Consider the following 19,487-nt stretch of genomic DNA (forward strand, 5'->3'; position numbering starts at 1 on the left):
GATCTACCCAACTACTGCGACGACCGATGAACCTGCATTCCGGCAATGCGCGTGCAGACTCAGAGGACCCGACTAGAGATTGCGTCCGATTCACCACATAGAGAAGGGCCCCCGAGCATTGCTCGGGGGCCCTGTGAGGCGTCGGGTTTTAAAGTACGACCAAGTCAGATGACTGTCGACGTGACCTTTCGTTCGCCAACTGGATTGCTGTCCACGGAACCTCCCACGGCCACGTCAGCGACAACCGGATCGGAATCGTAGTAGTACTTGTATTCGTAGGATCCACGGCCGTTCAGCGGGGTCATCGTGATGACGGTGCCGAGAATCGTCGCACCCACACTGTGGAGATTGCCGACCGCCCTGCTCAGCTGTTCCCTCTTCGTCGAGCCGTGACGCGCAATCACGAGCGCACCGTCCGCCAGAGCTGAAAGAACTGCAGCATCCGTAACAGGAAGCAACGGCGAGGCGTCGATGATGACGTAGTCGAACCTTCTGCGGAGGTCGGCAAAGACTGCATGAGCAGTGTCAGTCCCCAGCAATTCGCTCGGGTTCGGAGGAATCGGACCCGAGGCAAGAACCGTCAGGTCGGCATTGCTCGTAACTTGAAGTACGTCGTCCAGGTCTGCTTGCCCGGCCAGGACCGAACTCAGACCGACGATTCCGATAAGTCCAAGGTACTTCGAAACGCGAGGCTTACGAAGGTCACCTTCGACGAGACACACCTTCTTGCCCGCCTCGGCCAACACGAGTGCGATGTTGACCGCAGTCGTGGTCTTTCCCTCGGAGGGAAGAGAACTCGTGACGACGATGACACTCGGTGGACGATCCACGGCCAGGAACTGCAGATTGGTTCGGAGCTCGCGGTACGCCTCGGCACTTGCGGAATTGCCCTCGTGGAAGTTGATCGCTTGATGAACTTCGCGTTCCTTGTCGAACGGAATTGTTCCCACCATCGCCGCGCCGGCGATGTCTTCGACCACCTTGCGCTCTTTGACGGTGTTGTCCAGGCGATCACGCACCACAGCCAACCCGATCCCCAGCAGAAGCCCGATCGCGGCACCGAGCGCCACGTTCCGCGATGTCTTCGGCGACACCGGTTCCGCGGGAGTTTGTGCTCGCTGCTCGACAACGACGCGCGCCGGCGCTGTGCCACCATTCGCAGGCGTACCCAGATCTTTGACCATGACGACAAACTCGTCCGACAGCGCATTTGCGATTTCACGTGCCAGTTCAGGCGACGCATCTTGCACACTCAAATCGAGAAGTACCGTGTCCGGCGCCGATGTCGCGGTCACCTTGGACGAAATCTCCGCAGCGGAAAGCCCGCCGAGCCGATCGGGCCCGACTGAATCGATCGTTCTTTGTGCCAGTGTCTCGCCGGTAAGGAGCTTGGCGTAGGAAGTGACCAACTGCTGCGAGAGCTGGTTACCTTGGTAAGCCTCGTTCACGGTTGTTCCGGTAGAGGTCGACACGAACAGGCGCGTGGAAGCCTGGTAGACCGGCGTCGCAATCAACGAGGCGCCCAATGCGCCCAAGATCACGACCACAGTGACGACAGCGACTATCTTCCACCGTGCCTGCAAAATCTTCAGGTAGTCCCGTACATCCATCGTCGAATCTCCTTCGGCTCGAACACGTATCACGTCTTCGAGTAGTAATCGACAGCCGCTGTCGAGCCGCTGCACTCAATGCAGGCTGAACGAGGCAGCCAATCTTCTATCGCGCGTCCCTGCGTCCCAGCGCGAGGTATTTGCCGAAACAGCCAGGGGGGAGAAGCCTTCACGGCATCTCACACATCTCACTTCCTGGCCGATACATGATCGGGAAGCGGCGAACACGCGACACTGACAAACCCGCGACACTGACATCGGGTCCACTCGCACATCGCGCAGAGCAGACACAACGTGCAGCCAGGCTGAACTCTACTGCGTCATTGGTCTTTTCACCACCGCAACGGAGCCTCGGAACGCCCTCGGTATCGTCAATCGACCGCGCCGACCGCGAAAGGGTCACATACCATAGCGAGCCGTAGGACCAACGTCCGTCGTCGACCAACTACGTAACTTGCCGCCGGAAGTTGATGCACACCAACCGAACAAGGCAACATGCCTCTCACCATGCGACGCACGAGCTGCGATCCCAGCATCTCCCCCGGTCACAGCTCGCTCGCTGACGGACTTTGGTCCCGGGCGCACGGCCACTTCCCCTCGATGCCTACAACAACCCAGCCTCCGTGAAGGTTTCACCGGTTTACGGCCTCCCGAGACCTCGGTAGGTCCACCCTGCGTCGCGCCAGGTGGTCGGTTCCAGGCAGTTACGTCCGTCGATGATGACCTTCTTGCGGACGACAGCTTCGAGGTCCGACGGCAACAGCTTTCGAAACTCGGTCCACTCGGTCAGAACCAAGACGACGTCAGCGCCTGCGCACGCGTCAAGTGCGCTCGAAGTGTAAGTGAGGGTGGGGAACAACGCCTTCGAGTTTCCCATTGCTTTCGGGTCATAGACATTGACGGCAGCGCCTTGCAGCTGAATCTGGCCGGCAACGTTCAGCGCAGGTGAGTCACGCACGTCGTCGGAGTCAGGCTTGAAGGCGGCACCGAGAACCGCAACGTTGGCTCCTAGCAGCGAACCACACGCTTCTCGAGCCAGTTCGACCATCCGAGTACGGCGACGCATGTTGATATTGTCGACTTCGCGTAGGAAGGTGAGTGCTTGATCTGCTCCCAGCTCACCCGCACGTGCCATGAAAGCACGGATGTCCTTCGGTAGGCAGCCACCACCGAAACCGATTCCGGCGTTGAGGAATCGCCTACCGATTCTCTCGTCGTGGCCGATGGCATCGGCAAGAACGGTCACATCTGCACCCGACGCCTCACAGACCTCCGAGATCGCATTGATGAACGAGATCTTCGTCGCCAGAAATGCATTGGCTGATGCTTTGACCAACTCCGAAGTCGCAAGGTCGGTCACGACAAAGGGAATACCTTCGTTCAAGAGCTGCTCGTACACTTCACGCGCAACCGATTCCGCACGTCCGGGTCGATGGCGGTCGACCCCGAGCACAAGCCGGTCCGGGTGAAGCGTGTCTTTCACCGCGTAGCCTTCCCGGAGAAATTCCGGATTCCACGCCACCTCGACGTCTTGTCCGGCAGGCGCCAGTTCGCGTGCCCGCGCACCCAGTCGCTCTGCTGTGCCCACTGGCACAGTTGATTTCCCGAAAATAACGGTCGGCCTGGTCAAGAGGGGCGCGAGCGTCTCGATCACCGAATCGACAAAACGCATGTCGGCCGCGAACTCCCCCTTCTTCTGCGGCGTGCCGACGCCGAGGAAATGGATGTCGGCGAACTCTGCGGCTTCCTCGTAGGAGGCGGTGAATCGAAGACGTCCCGCGGCTATGTTGCGGCGCAGCACTTCCTCGAGTCCTGGTTCGTAGAAAGGAACCTCCCCAGCTTCGAGCATGGCGAGCTTGTTCGGATCAACATCCACCCCGAGAACCTCGTGGCCCAACTCGGCCATGCACGCAGCATGTGTCGCCCCGAGGTAGCCGGTGCCGAATACCGCAATACGAGAAGTCATAACGATGTCTGCCTGTCGAAGTCGGGTTTACGTCGAATAATGCTGTAGTACTTCATGTCCTGATCGAATCGACATTCTGTCGATACCACTCCACGGTCGATGCGATCCCCGCACGAAGGTCAATCCTGGGCTGCCACCCCAAATCTCGAAGCTTCCCGATGTCGAGCAACTTCCGCGGCGTCCCGTCAGGTTTCGAATGATCCCATTCGATCTCGCCGTCGAACCCGATCTCGTCCGCCACGATCGCGGAGATCTCCGCGATACTCTGGTCCTCGCCCGTACCGACATTGACGTGTTCTGCTCCGTCATAGTGGTCGAGCAAGTGAAGGCAGGCATCCGCCATGTCGTCGACGTGGAGAAACTCGCGTCTCGGCGTCCCGCTGCCCCAGTTCACGACTGACGCAACTCCATCACGGCGCGCGTCGTCGAAGCGCCTGATGAGGGCCGGCAGCACATGAGAGCCCTTGGCGGAGAAGTTGTCACCCGGGCCGTAGAGATTGGTCGGCATCGCGGAGATCCACGGACACCCGAACTGCTTTCGAACGGCCTGTACCTGCAGGATTCCCGCGATCTTTGCGATGGCATATGCATCGTTCGTCGGTTCCAAATGACCGGTCAGAAGATATTCTTCGCGAATCGGTTGAGGAGCGAATTTCGGGTAGATGCACGATGATCCGAGGAACAGCAGGCGATCTACGTCGAATTCGGCCGCCGCGTCCATCACGTTCACCTGGATGCGAAGGTTGTCGGAGATGAAGTCCACCGGCAGTGTGCTGTTCGCCAGGATCCCGCCGACTCTGGCTGCCGCGAGAACCACGTTCTTCGGCCTCTCAGCAGCGAAGAATTCGAACACTGCACCGCGGTCGCGAAGATCTAGTTCGGCAGACGTGCGACCGACAAGGCGATTGAAACCGTCGGCTTCCAACCGACGCCAAATCGCTGAACCCACGAGGCCACGATGACCCGCGACGTACACCGCGTCGCTCCGATCGAGGGGCTTCTGCGCGTACTCCCCCGTCATCGAGCGTGCTCCCAATCCACCAGGTTCGGACGGTCGATCCAGGGCTTGCCCTCACACGTCAGAGCCTCGATGTCCGCATCGACCATGATTCGAGCCAGCTCAGGGGTATGCACAGTCGCCTTCCAGCCGAGCTTCTGCTCCGCCTTACCGGCATCTCCGATCAACGCATCTACTTCCGTCGGCCGCAGATAGCGCTCGTCGAAGCGCACGTGATCTTCCCAGTTCAGGCCGGCGTGCTCGAAGGCCACCGTCAGGAAATCCTTGACCGAGTAGTTGCCGCCTGTCGCGAGCACGTAATCGTCCGGTTCGTCGGCCTGCAGCATTCTCCACATTCCCTCCACGTACTCCGGCGCATAGCCCCAGTCGCGGATTGCATCGAGATTGCCCATGTACAAATGGCTTTCCAGACCGGCCTTGATCCGTGCCACCGCTCGCGTGATCTTACGAGTGACGAATGTTTCGCCTCGCCGGGGAGATTCGTGGTTGAACAGAATTCCGTTCACGGCAAAGATCCCGTACGCCTCGCGGTAGTTCTTGGTGATCCAGTACGAGTACACCTTCGCCGCACCGTACGGCGATCGCGGGTAGAAGGGAGTCTGCTCGTCCTGCGGAGGCGGTGTCGCACCGAACATCTCGGAACTGGACGCCTGGTAGAACCTGCATTCGAGACCAGCCATCCGGACTGCTTCGAGCAACCTGATCGACCCGATTCCCGTCGTGTCACCGGTGTGTTCCGGCTCGTCGAAACTCACCCGCACATGGGACTGCGCTGCGAGGTTGTAGACCTCGTCCGGGCGTATCTGTGCGAGAAGAGTGACCAAACGCGCCCCGTCGCTGAGATCGCCGTAATGAAGGAACAGTTTTGCATCCGGCGTGTGGGGATCCACATACATGTGATCGATTCGAGCTGTATTGAACGTGGACGATCTACGAATAAGTCCGTGGACCTCGTACCCCTTGCTCAACAACAGCTCGGCCAGGTATGAACCGTCTTGGCCTGTAATTCCGGTGATCAGTGCCTTCTTCATTTCTCTCCTTCATGTGTATGTACGACCATGTGTATGTACGACTTCGAGATTTTCGGGCATCTATTCACACGGTCACGCCCGTCTTCTCCATGCTTGAAATTCGCCGCACCGAAATACAGATGCACGGAATGACCTGGAGTACAACCATTCCTGCGGATAACCCCAGGTACAGCGCGGCGGGTCCGAGATCAGGAATCAAAGATATTGCCAATGCCATTCCGGCGAGGCCGCTCAGCCAGACGCACAGGACTTGCAACCACAGCCCTCGCGGGTCCATGAGGAACATTGCCGCCGGTTGATGCACCGAAACAACAAGGATGTAAACACTTCCGGCCAAAACGGTTGCCAGTGGCACGGCAAGGCTTCCACCCGAGACAAACCGTATTCCCGGATAGCTGATGACGATCAGGGCGAGCGCAAATACGGCGCCTACAGTGCCGAGAAGCACTATATGCTGGGAAAATTCGCGTACCCGAAGTGTCCCGAGTCGGTAGCGTTGGCGATATCTCGACCACAAGTTCTGACCCATCACTCCCAAGATCGCCAGTAGCGGTCCAGCGAATTGCGCCACCACCGAATATTGTGCGACGTCTTCCACCGTCCCGAAAGTGGAGATCAGCAACCTATGGCTCTGAAAGCCGACGACCATGCCGATCGATATGAGAAAAAACGGAACCGCAGTTTCAGCCATGCGAACTCGCACCGGGCTTGTAAGACTCCAGCCGACCAACGAACCCACATCGCCGGAAATCGACCGAAGCGCGAGAGCAAGAGTCAGAAATCCGACGGCGAGGTAGCCTGCGCACGGTGCCAGAACAAACAGGTAGGCCGGCGCGTGAGTAGTCCAACAGACCACTATCACGATCAGTTGAATGATCGGACCGATCAACGCTGCGGTAACGACAACGCGCATCTTTCCGCAACCCTGCAGGATGCGGGATCCCAAACCCAACGGAATACCAACTGCCGCAGATATAATCACCACTGTGGCCAGCGCTGACGCATGACTCATCTCACCGACTGCGCCTAGCATCGGCACCCACAGCCCCAACTGGTAGAACAGGAAAGCGAGGCTCGCGACAGCGAGGGACACCAGAACGGTAACCAGACTCGCCCGCCGAAAATGGGATTGGAACGACATCCGATCGAGTGCACCACTTCGGTAATCTGCTGTTGCATTAACCATGGTCGCGCCGATACCGAAGTCCGCGAAGGGAAGTAGGTTCAACATGGACGCCATCAGCGCATAGAAGGCGTAGTACTCAACGCCGTAGTCACGAGACAGAATTGCTATTACGGCGAAGTTCGCACAAGCTCCGGCCAGCAGACCTACCAGTCGAAAGAACCCGGTCCCACCCAGGTCGATCGACTTCGCCGACCTCAGGTAAGAGCTGACCACTGTGTTCACCCTCGCGCCTCCGAGGTTCCCGCACCAGACACGATTGTGGACTGCTTCAGACCGCTGTTATCGAGCCGAGAAAGTACCTTGTAGCACGCGGCAACTGCTACCTTCGTGCAGCCCCGCAAGTAAAACCCACGCGCGAACGACGCTCGTCCCATACGTGCGTTCGCAGCTGCGGCAACCGCCGATGCGCTCATCAGCCGAACGGTGATCCCCAGATGTCGCGCGTAGTGCCCCCTGATCGACTCCTTGCACAACAGCGATTTCTCGGGAGAACCAATGGATTTCCCTGCGTACATCGAATACACGAGGGACACAGTGTTGTGTTGAACGATTCGGCCGACGACGGATAGCCGAATGAACAATTCGTAGTCGTCGGCATAACGCTCGACGATCTCAGGTACGTCGAGCGCGATCGCCGCTTCGTAATCGGCACGCCGAACCAGCGCCGCTCCCGGTGGAAACGGACCATAACCTTGCGTCAACAGGGTTCGAGTATTGATCTCGGAGTACGACTGTTTGTTCAACCGACTACGCCCACGCGGGAGGCTCGCCATCACACGTCCAGCGACGACTGCGCAGTCCGCCTGCGCGGAGAGAATACGCAAGGACTCGTGAACGCCGGATGTGACCAGAAGATCATCCGCGTCCAGGAACACGATGTACGGTGCCGTGACAAGCGCGGCCCCCCGTCGTCTCGCAAGGTATGCACCCGCATTGGGCTGCGTCAGGACACGGATGTCGTGGGCGCGACATAGCGCGGCGGTACCGTCTGTGGATCCGTCGTCCACCACGATGACTTCCGAAGCGCCCGCATTGTGCGCGCTCTCGATTGACGCCATAAGTGTGGCTTCCGCGTTGAAAGCTGGTATGACAACTGCGAAGTTCGACTTCAATTCCGTTGTGGGTTCTGAAGATTCACCGGACACGAGGAGTCACCCCCGCTAGTACTCGTCTTTGGACACGATCAGTTTTTGCAAGAAGCGCAACTCCCAAGGACACTGCATAATCGAGCCAGTGCGACCTGAAGACTGTGACACCGGTCAGGGCGCGCGATCGCCGCATGTCCCGATAGTGATCCATCATGCCCCGCACCGAACCAGCGCCGGCCGAATCGAAATCACAGAAGAACTCGGTCCACACCCGCGGTTCTGATCGGACTGCCATCTTCAACAGATACAGCTGATCGGCACTGAGCCCGAATTCGGTATCGTAACCGCCGATCTCAACATGCAGAGACTTCTCGATCACACATGCTTGATGGGGAATGATGTTTCCACCCAGCGAGAATCGGGACAGACTGAACGGGATCCGGCCACCGATTCCGATGGAACTTCCGGAGTCATGAATGTTGCTCAGCCCGTAACCCCACCGCCAAGAGACGTCCCCTCTTTGATACTCCCGAGAAACTCGTTCCAGAACGTCACCTGAATGGAATACGTCCGACGAGTGCATGAACCACAGCAATTCGCCACTCGCCAACTCTGCACCGATGTTCATTGCGTCATAACGACCGCTGTCGAGACCTGTGTTCCACACCAACGAATCACCCAGTGAATCAAGGTATTCCACAGTCCCATCGGTCGAGCCACCGTCGATCACGATGTGTTCGACTCCTCGTGCACTCTGAGTCCGGACACTCTCGATCGTGCGGACCAGCCCAGATAGATCGTTCCTGGTGATGGTAATGACGGTGACCGATGAGTTCATCGAGAAACCCCTCTCGCGAGTGCATAGGCGTCATTGAGTGCTGTCCGCGCACTCACGACGTCGACAGTTCGGTTGAAACTTTGTGTCTTGGCCTGAATTGCGGTTCGGTAGTCCAGGCAGTCGAAATAGTGTGTGACGGCCGTCGAAAGCGACTCGGCGGTATTGCCGGCGACTGGATAACCAAGCGAGACCATACTTTTGATATCTCGACTGATTACGGAGACACCTAAAGCGGCAGCCTCCGCCGCGGATATCGGAGCGCCCTCCCAGGCTGCAGTATGGAGATACAGCGAACTGGCGCGCACTTCATCCAGCACCTGTTCAGCTGGAATCCAGCCCGTCACCCGAACCCCTGATTCCACGAGACTTTCTTTCAAGACGGCTTCACCATCTCCTACCCACACGAACTCGAACCTGCTCGACAGCCTTGATGCAATATCGGCGAACAATTGGGGATCTTTTTGGGGAAATATTCTTCCCACCATCACTACTCGGCTTCTTTCAGCCGATGTTTCCGTTGCCCCATGGCTGCTTGCGCGCAAATACCCGCCGTGATCGGTCGGTGATACGTTGCCGACCACGATCGAGGTGGAGGAGTTCGACAACTCCGTAGTCAACTCGGCTTCTCGTCCACTCACCGCGACAACGCACTGGCGCCGAATCGAAAGTAGCCCACGCTCAACAGACTTGTAGAGTACCCGCGCGAGAGGGCTGACGTCGGTGCGCTCGAACGCATAGCAGTGTGGGGTGTATACGATCCCAGCCCGGTGTCCTGGGATGATCCGGGCGAGACCGGCAAGGCTGGAATGCAGGTGCAGAATATCGAAATCTCCTCGGCGCACCATACGAATCGCGGACAGTAACAGTGCGGCCAAACTTCCAGGTACCAATGTCACGCTGAGTTCGGAGGGAAAATTGTACGTGCTCTGCCCGACCCGTTCGCGAGCGATCACGCAGTGATGCATTTCCGGGGTCAACGCCTGATAATTCAAGATCGCGGTGCTTACACCCCCTCCGAGTGCTTCCGTGACATGCAGAACTTTCATCGCGCACCATCTCTCGTCGGACCGGCACCAACCGGTGCATCTCGAATCGTTTTCATCTCAACGTCTTCCGTCTCCGAAGTATCAAATGATCGTTTCCGCATGCCTGAGGAGCACAAGAGAAGGAGGAGAGAGGGCACAAGAACGGAAGCAGACCGGTTCGATAGGGTTGGATCGGCGCCTCCGGGAAACCCAAGCAGCCGTGGTCACGATAAGCGCCGATGCCAAGTATCGATCTTCGTCGTCCGTGGTCAGCAGCGCCCAGATCGCAGCGACCATTTGTCGAGGTTTGAGGTCGGGTTTGCAACACCGTAACCACATTTGCACGTGCGATCAGCAAGAGAAAAACACTGGCAAACAACAGGATCGAGAGATTCATGTCATTGGCCGACCGTCGGCGACTGGCATGGCACAGCCAGGGAGTCGAGCAGGCGTTCCCGCTGGGACGCGACGGCCTCGATGCGTGAATCGATCAGACTCCAGTAAGTGGCTGGATCGTCTCGAATCGATTCCACCGCGTCGAGAACGCGCGTTGCCGAAGTCCGTCGGGCATCGAGAACGTATTGTTCCAGCCCTAGATCATGAAAAGCTCCCCATGATTTTCGTTCGTAGCCTAGGTGCACACTCGGCTTTCCAGCGAGCAATGCAGACAACGATCCGTGGAGGCGTGTACTGACAACAACGCGATTCTCCGCGCTTTCCAGATAGTGCTGCAATGGCTTTGGGGTTTCCGGAGAGTATTTGGCGGTGAGGGGCGTGTCATTGTTTCCGCCACCTGTGGACTGAATCGCCCATACGACATGATCTGACCGAGCCAAGTCGGACAAAGTGTTCTCGTAGGATCCAGGGCGGGAGAGCTCACGGGCCACGACTACCGGGCCATGCGTGATCTCGATATCGCGAGGTGCACGGACCTCCGCCATCTTGAGAACCGCCAGATCCGAGATTCGTTCGACATTGCCGAGGTCGGCGAACAATTCGTGTGATCGATCGTCTCGAACGAGCACCTGGTCCATCGCCTTCAGCGAACCTGCGATACGGCGACGGAGAAGGCTCGGGAACGGGCCGATACTCTGCGGGAGATAGATCTTGCGCGCACGACTTCGTGCGGCAAGATCGAGTTGACCGAAATGCGCCCCTGCAGTTTTCAGGGCTTCAGAAACAGACGAACCTCGTAGGTATCCGCCCCCGACAGCGACAACCAAATCTGCTTGCTCGAACAGCATCTTGACAGATGCCGGCCCGCCGGTGAGTGAACTGGCCAGCATGGAAACGCGTACGGACGCCTTCTTTTTCGGGTTCGGAATCCATGCCGATGTCCACTGATGGAACTTGACATGATTCGCCATCGGATGGTGGCGGAATGATTCTGCATCAGTGGCAATCACGTCGACGACAGAGTCCGGCCACACCGATCTCAGCAATTCGAGTGTTTCCTCCACCAGCAACCGGTCGCCAGAGTTTTGAGCACTGTATGCATGAATGACCAGGATGCGCGGGCGGTCACGATTGTATTCGGGCAACGATCTCACTCCTGGTCGTCATGGTGCGGGACGCCTGCAAACCCATTGAATAGGCAGAATCTCGGTACCCGTCACTCGATACGATGCCGAGGGCGGACCGCAGGCTGGCCGCGCCGGTAAATGTGAGCACTGGCCCGGAGGTACGCAGATCCTCGAATGCAGGTAGATCGGTGGCAACAACCGGCCGGCCGCGTGCCCACGCCTCCCATACGAACACAGGATTGAGTTCGTTTCGACTGGGCATGAATGCCGCATCTGACCAATCCAGGTAGGGCACAACATCATCGACGCGTCCGACTAGTTCCACCGTATGCGCAGAAGGCTTCGCATCGTCGAACCGCCGTTTCAGATCTTCCTCTTCCGGCCCTGATCCCAAGATTTTTACTTCACAAGGAAACTCGATATCTGACAGAAGTTCGGGAATTCGATCGAAACCCTTCTGCTTGGATAGACGACCACAAGCCAAGAGCCGTAGGGGTGCCCCCGCACGTTCACGACGAGTGGTTTCTCTCGAGTCAACTCGGATCAAGTTCGGCTCGTATACAAGGCGAGCATGCGGTCCGTAACGTCGTTGGCGAATCTGACTCAGGGCTAATTCCGAAGGCGCAGTGATCAGCTTTGCGTTCCGAAGTGCATTACGAACGAGCACGTTCTCGATCAGGGAGACAACGCCAGTTTCATCCGCACTCGGCAACTGATGGAAGGTCGCAATCAGCTCACTCGGAAGGCGTTTGAAGACACTCGCGACGCCGAGTGCGACATGGCTGCCCCTCATCAGTGAATAGACCACATCCGAACGCTGAAGATGTGTTGTTATTGCACGACTGGCTCCGACCAGTCCGCGAGGACTCCTTGGATAGTCGAGCATGACGAACTCGTCGGCAAGGTCGGAAACCTCGTTGAAGTCTCGGCAGCCTGCAAACAAAGTGACGACGGTCGTATGTGTGTCGGCAAGGCCGCGTAGCAATCCGCACAGTGACTTTTGTGCACCCCCACCTTCCAACCAGGGTGCCACGACGAGCAAAGACTTCAACTTTGGCGGTTCCGACACAAACTTCTCCTGGTCAATTTGCTCCATCACTTCCCAACACCGACTCGAGCGTCTTCGCGACGATCATGATGTCGCTCGTCATCAACCAGTCGTCGACATACGAAAGACCAAGGCGAGCTGCGTCTTTCCACTAGATTCGATCGACTGCTCACCTGCCGCGGGCATTCACATCTCAATATGCGCCGTCACTGGCCAATACCGCTTTCAGTGTTTTGCCGACGATCAAGACATCCCCCATGAGCGACCAGTTGTCGACGTACGAAAGATCAAGTCGTACAGTCTCTTCCCAGGAAAGATCCGATCGTCCGCTGACCTGCCACAACCCTGTGATGCCTGGCTTGACGAGAAGTCTGCGACTGACTGTTCCGTCGTATGCCTCGACCTCGCGACGCAGCGGCGGCCTGGGGCCCACAACGCTCATCTCGCGACGAAGAACGTTCACGAACTGAGGCAGTTCATCGATCGAGTATCTGCGCAGGAAGCGCCCGACCGGTGTAACGCGCGGGTCGTTGCGCATCTTGAAGAGCACACCGGCGCCGTCGTTCTGGGCCATCAACGACGACACCTGCGAGTCCGCATTCTGGACCATCGAACGGAACTTGAGCATCGGGAACGGTTTGCCGTCCAGTCCCATTCGCTCTGCTCGGTACAACACCGGTCCCGGACTCGAGATCTTGACCGCCATCGCCGCCACCAGAAGAACAGGTGCGATCGCGACCAAGATCAGCGACGCAAAGATCACATCGAACGATGATTTCGCAAAGCGTTGCGCACCATGATATTTCGGTCGCTCGACGCGAATCAGAGGCTGACCTGCTACCGGGCGCATCGACAATCGTGGGCCCGACACATCGACGATGCTGGGCGCAACGACCAGGTCCACGTCCCGCGATTCCAGATCCCAGGCAAGCGCGCGGATACCGTCCGAGCCGAGATGCTCGGTTGCCGTCACGGCAACGGTGTCTGCGCCGACCAGTTCCAATGCTTCGACAACCGACGTCTCACCGCCGAGAAGCGGTATGTCACGTCCGTCGACCGCAATGGATTCGTCTGCGCGCCGAAGGAACCCTGGCACACACACTCCGACCACGCGGAAACCGTCAGCACTGCCTCGCTCGAAGTTTCGTGCCAGTTCAGCGCCGGCGTCCTTGCTGCCCACCACCAGTACAGATGTGAGGCACTCTCCGCGCGTACGACGTCGTACGATCACCCCGCGCCACAGCCAGCGGCTGACAAGTAGTGCGAGAAGCCCGACGGGAAATGCGAAAGCGAGGTACAGCCGGGCGATGTCGAGTCGAAGCAGAAGGCTCACGATCGCGATGACCCCGAACAATCTCATCGCGGACACGAGGATTCGCCGATACTCTTCCGGACCGCTCCCGATCACACTCGCGGATCTCGTCCGGAATATCTGCAACGTCGCCAGCCATGCGACCACGACACCGACGGACAATCCGGTGTAGCTGAACTGCCCGAGCTCACGGGCGTCGACGGCAGTCGGCGCGGCGCCGAATCGAAGCCACTGAGCAGCCGACACCGCCCCGATGACAATCAGCGAATCCGTCACTGTCAGAGCGCGTATGTAACGCTGCTGCCACGCAGCACGCGAGGAAAACTCCGCACGGGAGTCCGGCACGATGCGCGGACGCTGATACCCGAGCGACGGCGCCATGGGCATGTCCAATGCCGACATCTGACCAACCTTCCCGTTTGCGAGCCGCCAGGCCCCGACCGTTCTTCGGAATTTCCGGTTTGCATCCAAAAGCTGCAGACACACCAAAAATATGGAGTAGAGCAAATGTTCCGCTTAGGTGTCGGCAACATTGCAACTTGATAATCCGGGGGTGTTGCACGTGCCGTGTGGATACTATGAGAACATCTCGAAGGCCCGAGTTCAATTCGAATAATGTTGCAGGTCAAGACTCTAAGCAGCAATCTCGTCTCGACTCAGACACCCGAAGGCTCCTGGACAATTGTTCATATTCGGTGACCGCGATGTCAGTCCATCATTCTCGCCCCAGTTACCAACCGGTAGCTATAACTCAGCTATCCGGCTGATTCGAGAAATCACTCAGGCCTTAGGTCCCAACGATCGCAATAGCTCACAAAGCGGACATTCCTAGTCAGTGCAGTCCACAGTTCTTTCGCTTGGGTAACTGGACCCGAAACAACACAATCGAGAACCGTCCCTGCATTCCGGGGACCTATGTCCCCGAAGGTCGAATCGGCTCGACCTGATTGAACTTTCTGCAATCCGAAGGTGAATTAGCCTTCGACGTCCAGTAATTCGGCAGATCGAAAATCTCGCAATGCCACACGGATGACCAAGCCCTTCGCGAAGCGTCGAAAAAAAGATTTCATGCTTCCCACTATGTGAGATGTAAAACATGAAAGCGCGAGGGCCGAACCGCTCGGGGGCGGGTCCTCGACGCGTCGTGGGCGTTATGTCTTGATCAAGTAATGTCAGCACGTGGCGCCGAACCGAGGGCGGTGATCGGCAGTCTCCAGCGAGTGCGCAGCCTCGAATCGCACGTAGACATATCGGGTACAAGCGAATGGAACTGAAAATGTTGAAGATTCGTGAGATCCGCTCCGAGTCCGGGATCTTTCCTCGACTCGCCGTGCGATGGTTGATGATAGTGCTCGCCACGATCTTTGCCTTCTGGCCTACCTGGACCAAGCTATGGCAGAGCACGGCCAGCGGCACAGCCATCGGCTATGTCTTCGCCCTACCGCTGTTGTGCCTTGTTGCGGCCGTCGGAACAGACTTGAGGCGCGGTCCGGAACTTCCTATTCACGATCGCGAGACGGACAAGATAGTCGGTTGCATCGGTCTCTTCGTCGCGTTGGGACTCCAGGCACTCCTGCTACCTCGCTTTGCCGAGACGTACGAATTGATGCATATCGACGTGATCGCAGCCTGGATATTCGTTTGGAGCGCAGCGGTTCTGATGTTCGGGCTCCGTCCGGTCAATCGGTACTGGGCGATCTGGGTGGTCCCGATCATCCTGGCGCCCCTGCATTACCGAGCCATCGCGACCGAAATGGGCGGGACCCGTTTCGACTACAGCGTCCTCATGGTGCTGGTCGCGTCTGCCGCGACCACGATCGCCGTCAGCAGCACGTGGAGGCGAGGGGCGATCGCGTTCGTCGCCGCAACGGTACTCGGCGTGGTGGTCCTCTACATCACGATTCAGAAGTACCCCACTGCTCCGCTTTTCGTCGTGCAGTTGTTTCCGGCGCTCGGTACCGCAATTGTCGTCGGTGCCGCCTTCTATCTGTACGAACGCCGGGGAAAGTCGCTCAAGCCGTTCGACCGACCACTCCGAAAGCCCTCGACAGCCACGAGCAACTGGACCATCCTCGCGGTATTTGCCGCCGCCGTGCTGATGTTCTTCACACCGCTGCCACCGACAAGCCTGACCGTTAACGTCGGTCCGCCCCCGGCTACTGCCGATCCTCGACTTGTCGTTCCACTGGGCTGGCATCAGATTGCAGCATCCGAATACGACTGGCCCCGTCGCTACTTCGGCAGCACCTCCGAACTGAGCCGTCAGACCATTCGGGCCGACACCCCGAATCCTGCCTGGGACTCACAGATGCGGCCTCGCACGGTACAGATTGACGTCGTCCAGGTCCGTCGGCCATCCACGCTCGCCGTGTATCCCAGCAAGACCACATACGACCTGGAGAATGCGAGAGTCAGCCCGACGGTCACGGTGGAGTTACCACGCGGGATCGTCGCCGAGATGTACACGATCGTCGACGACGCTCTCCTTCTCACATGGAGCAATCTCAATTTCGTCTGGACGCGGGGCGACGGAGCCGCGCAGCGAGTCAGCCTGATCAGCGTCGACAATCACGAACCCGATGCCTACTTCCCCGAACCGAAGCCGTCGATGGCGTCCAACGGTAGCAATACGCTCGCCGTCCTGCTTCGTGGTGAAACCTCGACCGAAGACACCGAATCCGAGTACAAGGATCTGGACATGCTCGAAGCGCTCGCTCGACTACTCGTGGAGGCTCAGACGTGGTGAACGAAAACCGAAGCCGGCAGAACAGTGTCGTGGTCAACGGCGACCCGGATACGCCGGAGTACCGCGAGGCTGCCCTGCACGATGCAGTGAACGGACTACGCGAGCGCCATCCGATCTCATCCGCTTCGGTTGCCTTCTACCCGTGGCAACGAAACGTGTTATTGGTGGGCTTCGCGTTGGTTGCTGTCAGCCTCGTCTTCTTCCTCGCGCCAACTCTCATCGCTCTGACATTGATCTGCACCATCGGATATATCTGGGCGATGGTCGACCGCTTGATCTTGTTCACGAGGGGTCTTGATGCGTCCTCGATCATGACGATCAGTGACGAAGAGGCACTTGCTCTTTCATACGACGACCTTCCCACCTACACCATTCTGGTCCCCGCATACAACGAGCCGGAGGTCGTCGGCGACCTCATCGCAGCCATGCGAGCGATCGATTATCCGGCAGACAAGATGCAAGTCCTGCTCCTACTCGAGGAGGATGATGCCATCACGATCGAAGCGGCGCTTGCCGCCGGTGTGGACGAGGTCGTCAGCATTCTGAAGGTGCCCGCGGCCGATCCACGAACCAAACCGAAAGCATGCAACTACGGGCTGCATTTCTCGACGGGCGAGATCGTCACGATCTACGACGCCGAAGATTCCCCCGACCCACTCCAATTACGTCGAGTAGTCGCAACTTTCGCGAAGCTTCCCGAGAACACTGCTTGCGTTCAGGCCAAACTTGCATTCCACAACGGAACTCAGAACCTGTTGACCGCATGGTTCACCGCCGATTACGCGCTGTGGTTCAGCTTCATCCTTCCTGGATTGATGCGGAGCAATTCACCGATCCCTCTTGGCGGAACCTCTAATCATCTACGACGCAGCGTTCTCGACGAGATCGGTGCATGGGATCCTTTCAACGTCACCGAGGACGCAGACCTCGGGGTGCGGATAGCCGAGAGCGGATATCGCACCGCGGTCTTGAATTCCACCACACTCGAAGAAGCCAACAGCGACACGATCAACTGGATAAGGCAGCGATCGCGTTGGTACAAGGGATATTTGCAGACGTGGCTCGTTCACATGCGTCAGCCGGTGAAATTGTGGCGTGGTTTGGGCCCGATCGGCTTTCTCAGATTCACAATTCTCATGGCCGGCACACCCGTGGTCGCCACTTTGAACATGGTGTTCTGGCTCATCAGCCTGGACTGGATTCTCGGACAACCTGAAGTCATCCACCAGATCTTCCCCAACTACGTCTATTTCCCCGCGCTGATCTCTCTGGCATTCGGAAATGCCGCCGTTCTCTACATGAACCTCGTGGCGTGCCGCGAAACGCGAAACGCGATGCTCCTCGTTGCCTGTCTGACTGCTCCGTTGTACTGGGTACTCATGAGCATCGCGGCAATCAAGGGAACCTATCAATTGATTCGCAACCCGTCGTACTGGGAGAAAACTTTTCACGGTCTGAACACCTGAGAGCGTGAGCCTCGCGTTTTACACAGGTGTGAGTTATGTCTACTGATCAATCTCACCCGCAATTTCACCCGAATCCGGATTTCCACGGAAAACACACAGCTAGACGGTTGCGGTAAACACTCATTTCAGTCACAGAACTTAACTACCGATACGCGAGAATGGCAGTGAAAGGTTGCCGAACGATCACAGAATCGACGTTCAGTGGCTTATGCGCCGGGGCGGCGCTGGCTTACCGCGCAGCACTCAGGCACTATGACCGGTATGAGCGGTTTTTCGGAATGGGTGAAGCATCAACTGGAACTTCGCCAAGAAACAGACGTGGCCGATGCTGCGCGTGCGCTGGGAATACGACCATCGGAGCTCGGTCGGTGGCTGTCCGCGAAACGCCCTCCCACGCAGGACACGATCAGAACTGCGTGCCGCGTCTTCGACGTCCACGTACAGGAAATTCTCGTCGCCGCGGGATACATGACACCCGACGAATCAGGGCTGGACGACAAACCGATTTCGCTGTCCGCCCTCAGCACCCGAGAACTCGTCGACGAACTGGCGAGACGCTCCGCGTCACACAGCCCCGAAGATCAGTAAGTCAACTGCGGATCCGGTTGATCCAACCTTGCCTTGAGCCAGACTCGTAATTCCGGTCCGTACTCGGTGCGGCTGAGCGCATGGTCGAGAGAAGCCCGCAGAAAGCCACCCGGGTTACCCAGATCATGGCGGGTTCCGTGATGCACGACGACGTGAACCGGATGTCCCTCCGCTATCAACAGCGCAATCGCATCCGTCAGTTGCAGCTCGCCACCTTGTCCGGGTGAAATTCTTCTGAGCGCGTCGAAAACCGCGCGATCGAGGAGATAGCGTCCGGCCGCTGCGAGTGTCGACGGGGCATCCGCAGGGTCCGGCTTCTCGACCATGCCGACGACTGCGAGCACGTCGGGGTCATCGCCTTCTTCCGGCGCTCGGACGTCGAACACTCCGTATGCGCCAACAAGATCCGGTGCGACGTCGAACGCGCACAGCACTGAGCCACCGTGCTCGGCACGCACCTTCGCCATCGTGTCGAGAACACCGCAGGGGTGTACCAGGTCGTCGGGCAGCAGTACCGCGAACGAGTCCTCGTCTGCGTCCAGCACCGATTCGACCAGTCCAACAGCGTGTCCCAAGCCCAACGGGGATTCCTGTACGACCGGTTCAACGGATATGAGGCCTGGAGCACGCCGCACGCGCTCGAGCAGATGATGCTTTCCGCTGGCGGCGAGCTTGCCCTCGAGCACCAGGTCCTCGACGAAATGCCCGACGACCGATGCCTTGCCCGGCGCAGTCACGATCACCAGACGTTCCGCGCCTGCCTGGGCCGCTTCGCTTGCGACCAGCTCGATCCCGGGTGTATCGACCACGGGGAGCAACTCTTTCGGAACCGTCTTGGTGGCCGGGAGGAAGCGAGTCCCCATCCCGGCGGCCGGCACCACAGCAGTCTTGAAAGACCGTTCAGCGCACCCTGTCATCGTTCACCTCTCCGCTCACGCGATGTTTCACACACTTACCGTTACGCGCATGCAGCGGTCGTCCCCTCATTTCGACGACCGAAGCTCACACCGCATGTACAGCCTGCGCACAAGGTCTACCGGGC

At 58.3% G+C, this 19,487-nt stretch carries 15 protein-coding genes; 3 read left to right on the forward strand and 12 right to left on the reverse strand.

Going from position 1 to position 19,487, the window contains the following annotated elements; all coding sequences use genetic code 11:
- Positions 1 to 164 precede the first annotated feature (164 nt).
- The 11 genes from G8767_RS23815 to G8767_RS23870 form a co-directional block, all read right to left on the reverse strand.
- Positions 165 to 1,610 carry a polysaccharide biosynthesis tyrosine autokinase gene (locus G8767_RS23815; RefSeq protein WP_166812201.1) on the reverse strand — a complete coding sequence of 482 codons (1,446 nt, stop codon included), beginning with the start codon at positions 1,608 to 1,610 and terminating at the stop codon, positions 165 to 167.
- Positions 1,611 to 2,250: 640 nt separating this feature from the next.
- Complete coding sequence (locus G8767_RS23820) at positions 2,251 to 3,576, reverse strand: UDP-glucose/GDP-mannose dehydrogenase family protein (protein WP_166812203.1); 1,326 nt, start codon at positions 3,574 to 3,576, stop codon at positions 2,251 to 2,253.
- 52 nt (positions 3,577 to 3,628) lie between these two features.
- Positions 3,629 to 4,597, reverse strand: coding sequence for a GDP-L-fucose synthase (locus tag G8767_RS23825; RefSeq protein ID WP_166812205.1), 969 nt, complete (start codon positions 4,595 to 4,597; stop codon positions 3,629 to 3,631).
- Positions 4,594 to 5,625 (reverse strand): GDP-mannose 4,6-dehydratase, encoded by a 1,032-nt coding sequence (gene gmd / locus G8767_RS23830; protein ID WP_019747432.1) that lies wholly within the window; start codon positions 5,623 to 5,625, stop codon positions 4,594 to 4,596. The genes G8767_RS23825 and gmd overlap by 4 nt, the downstream gene beginning before the upstream one ends.
- 64 nt (positions 5,626 to 5,689) lie before the next feature.
- Positions 5,690 to 7,024 (reverse strand): polysaccharide biosynthesis protein, encoded by a 1,335-nt coding sequence (locus G8767_RS23835; RefSeq protein ID WP_260395490.1) that lies wholly within the window; start codon positions 7,022 to 7,024, stop codon positions 5,690 to 5,692.
- Positions 7,025 to 7,029: 5 nt separating this feature from the next.
- Entirely contained in the window at positions 7,030 to 7,956 is a 927-nt protein-coding gene (locus G8767_RS23840; protein WP_095971929.1) for a glycosyltransferase family 2 protein, read from the reverse strand.
- Positions 7,946 to 8,737: a glycosyltransferase gene (locus G8767_RS23845; RefSeq protein WP_166812207.1), complete on the reverse strand. Its 792-nt coding sequence runs from the start codon at positions 8,735 to 8,737 to the stop codon at positions 7,946 to 7,948. Before G8767_RS23845 ends, G8767_RS23840 begins: the two co-directional genes overlap by 11 nt.
- On the reverse strand, positions 8,734 to 9,783 hold the full coding sequence (locus G8767_RS23850; RefSeq protein WP_166812209.1) for a glycosyltransferase: 1,050 nt from the start codon (positions 9,781 to 9,783) through the stop codon (positions 8,734 to 8,736). The genes G8767_RS23845 and G8767_RS23850 overlap by 4 nt, the downstream gene beginning before the upstream one ends.
- Positions 9,784 to 10,160: 377 nt before the next feature.
- Complete coding sequence (locus G8767_RS23860) at positions 10,161 to 11,303, reverse strand: polysaccharide pyruvyl transferase family protein (RefSeq protein WP_166812211.1); 1,143 nt, start codon at positions 11,301 to 11,303, stop codon at positions 10,161 to 10,163.
- The gene (locus G8767_RS23865; protein WP_166812315.1) at positions 11,284 to 12,381 is read right to left on the reverse strand and encodes a glycosyltransferase; all 1,098 of its coding nucleotides are present in this window, start codon (positions 12,379 to 12,381) and stop codon (positions 11,284 to 11,286) included. The genes G8767_RS23860 and G8767_RS23865 overlap by 20 nt, the downstream gene beginning before the upstream one ends.
- Before the next feature lie 145 nt (positions 12,382 to 12,526).
- The gene (locus G8767_RS23870; RefSeq protein WP_166812213.1) at positions 12,527 to 14,047 is read right to left on the reverse strand and encodes a sugar transferase; all 1,521 of its coding nucleotides are present in this window, start codon (positions 14,045 to 14,047) and stop codon (positions 12,527 to 12,529) included.
- Between the two features lie 874 nt (positions 14,048 to 14,921).
- Between G8767_RS23870 and G8767_RS23875 the strand changes: the two genes are divergently transcribed.
- The 3 genes from G8767_RS23875 (at position 14,922) to G8767_RS23885 (ending at position 18,445) form a co-directional block, all read left to right on the forward strand.
- Positions 14,922 to 16,391 carry a hypothetical protein gene (locus G8767_RS23875; RefSeq protein ID WP_206029711.1) on the forward strand — a complete coding sequence of 490 codons (1,470 nt, stop codon included), beginning with the start codon at positions 14,922 to 14,924 and terminating at the stop codon, positions 16,389 to 16,391.
- Positions 16,392 to 16,420: 29 nt separating this feature from the next.
- The gene (locus G8767_RS23880; protein WP_172436649.1) at positions 16,421 to 17,857 is read left to right on the forward strand and encodes a glycosyltransferase; all 1,437 of its coding nucleotides are present in this window, start codon (positions 16,421 to 16,423) and stop codon (positions 17,855 to 17,857) included.
- Between the two features lie 261 nt (positions 17,858 to 18,118).
- On the forward strand, positions 18,119 to 18,445 hold the full coding sequence (locus G8767_RS23885; RefSeq protein WP_235171503.1) for a helix-turn-helix transcriptional regulator: 327 nt from the start codon (positions 18,119 to 18,121) through the stop codon (positions 18,443 to 18,445).
- Here the strand turns inward: G8767_RS23885 and G8767_RS23890 are convergent.
- Positions 18,439 to 19,362, reverse strand: coding sequence for a UTP--glucose-1-phosphate uridylyltransferase (locus G8767_RS23890; protein WP_166812217.1), 924 nt, complete (start codon positions 19,360 to 19,362; stop codon positions 18,439 to 18,441). The genes G8767_RS23885 and G8767_RS23890 overlap by 7 nt on opposite strands.
- Positions 19,363 to 19,487: the final 125 nt, after the last annotated feature.

The sequence above is a fragment of the Rhodococcus sp. IC4_135 genome (assembly GCF_011602025.1).
GTDB classification, from domain to species: domain Bacteria; phylum Actinomycetota; class Actinomycetes; order Mycobacteriales; family Mycobacteriaceae; genus Rhodococcus_F; species Rhodococcus_F baikonurensis.

Coding starts and splice junctions, on each gene's coding strand:
- G8767_RS23815 (WP_166812201.1), bottom strand. CDS start 1,610: ATGGATGTACGGGACTACCTGAAGATTTTGCAGGCACGGTGGAAGATA.
- G8767_RS23820 (WP_166812203.1), bottom strand. CDS start 3,576: ATGACTTCTCGTATTGCGGTATTCGGCACCGGCTACCTCGGGGCGACA.
- G8767_RS23825 (WP_166812205.1), bottom strand. CDS start 4,597: ATGACGGGGGAGTACGCGCAGAAGCCCCTCGATCGGAGCGACGCGGTG.
- gmd (WP_019747432.1), bottom strand. CDS start 5,625: ATGAAGAAGGCACTGATCACCGGAATTACAGGCCAAGACGGTTCATAC.
- G8767_RS23845 (WP_166812207.1), bottom strand. CDS start 8,737: ATGAACTCATCGGTCACCGTCATTACCATCACCAGGAACGATCTATCT.
- G8767_RS23850 (WP_166812209.1), bottom strand. CDS start 9,783: ATGAAAGTTCTGCATGTCACGGAAGCACTCGGAGGGGGTGTAAGCACC.
- G8767_RS23865 (WP_166812315.1), bottom strand. CDS start 12,381: ATGGAGCAAATTGACCAGGAGAAGTTTGTGTCGGAACCGCCAAAGTTG.
- G8767_RS23870 (WP_166812213.1), bottom strand. CDS start 14,047: ATGTCGGCATTGGACATGCCCATGGCGCCGTCGCTCGGGTATCAGCGT.
- G8767_RS23875 (WP_206029711.1), top strand. CDS start 14,922: ATGTTGAAGATTCGTGAGATCCGCTCCGAGTCCGGGATCTTTCCTCGA.
- G8767_RS23885 (WP_235171503.1), top strand. CDS start 18,119: ATGAGCGGTTTTTCGGAATGGGTGAAGCATCAACTGGAACTTCGCCAA.
- G8767_RS23890 (WP_166812217.1), bottom strand. CDS start 19,362: ATGACAGGGTGCGCTGAACGGTCTTTCAAGACTGCTGTGGTGCCGGCC.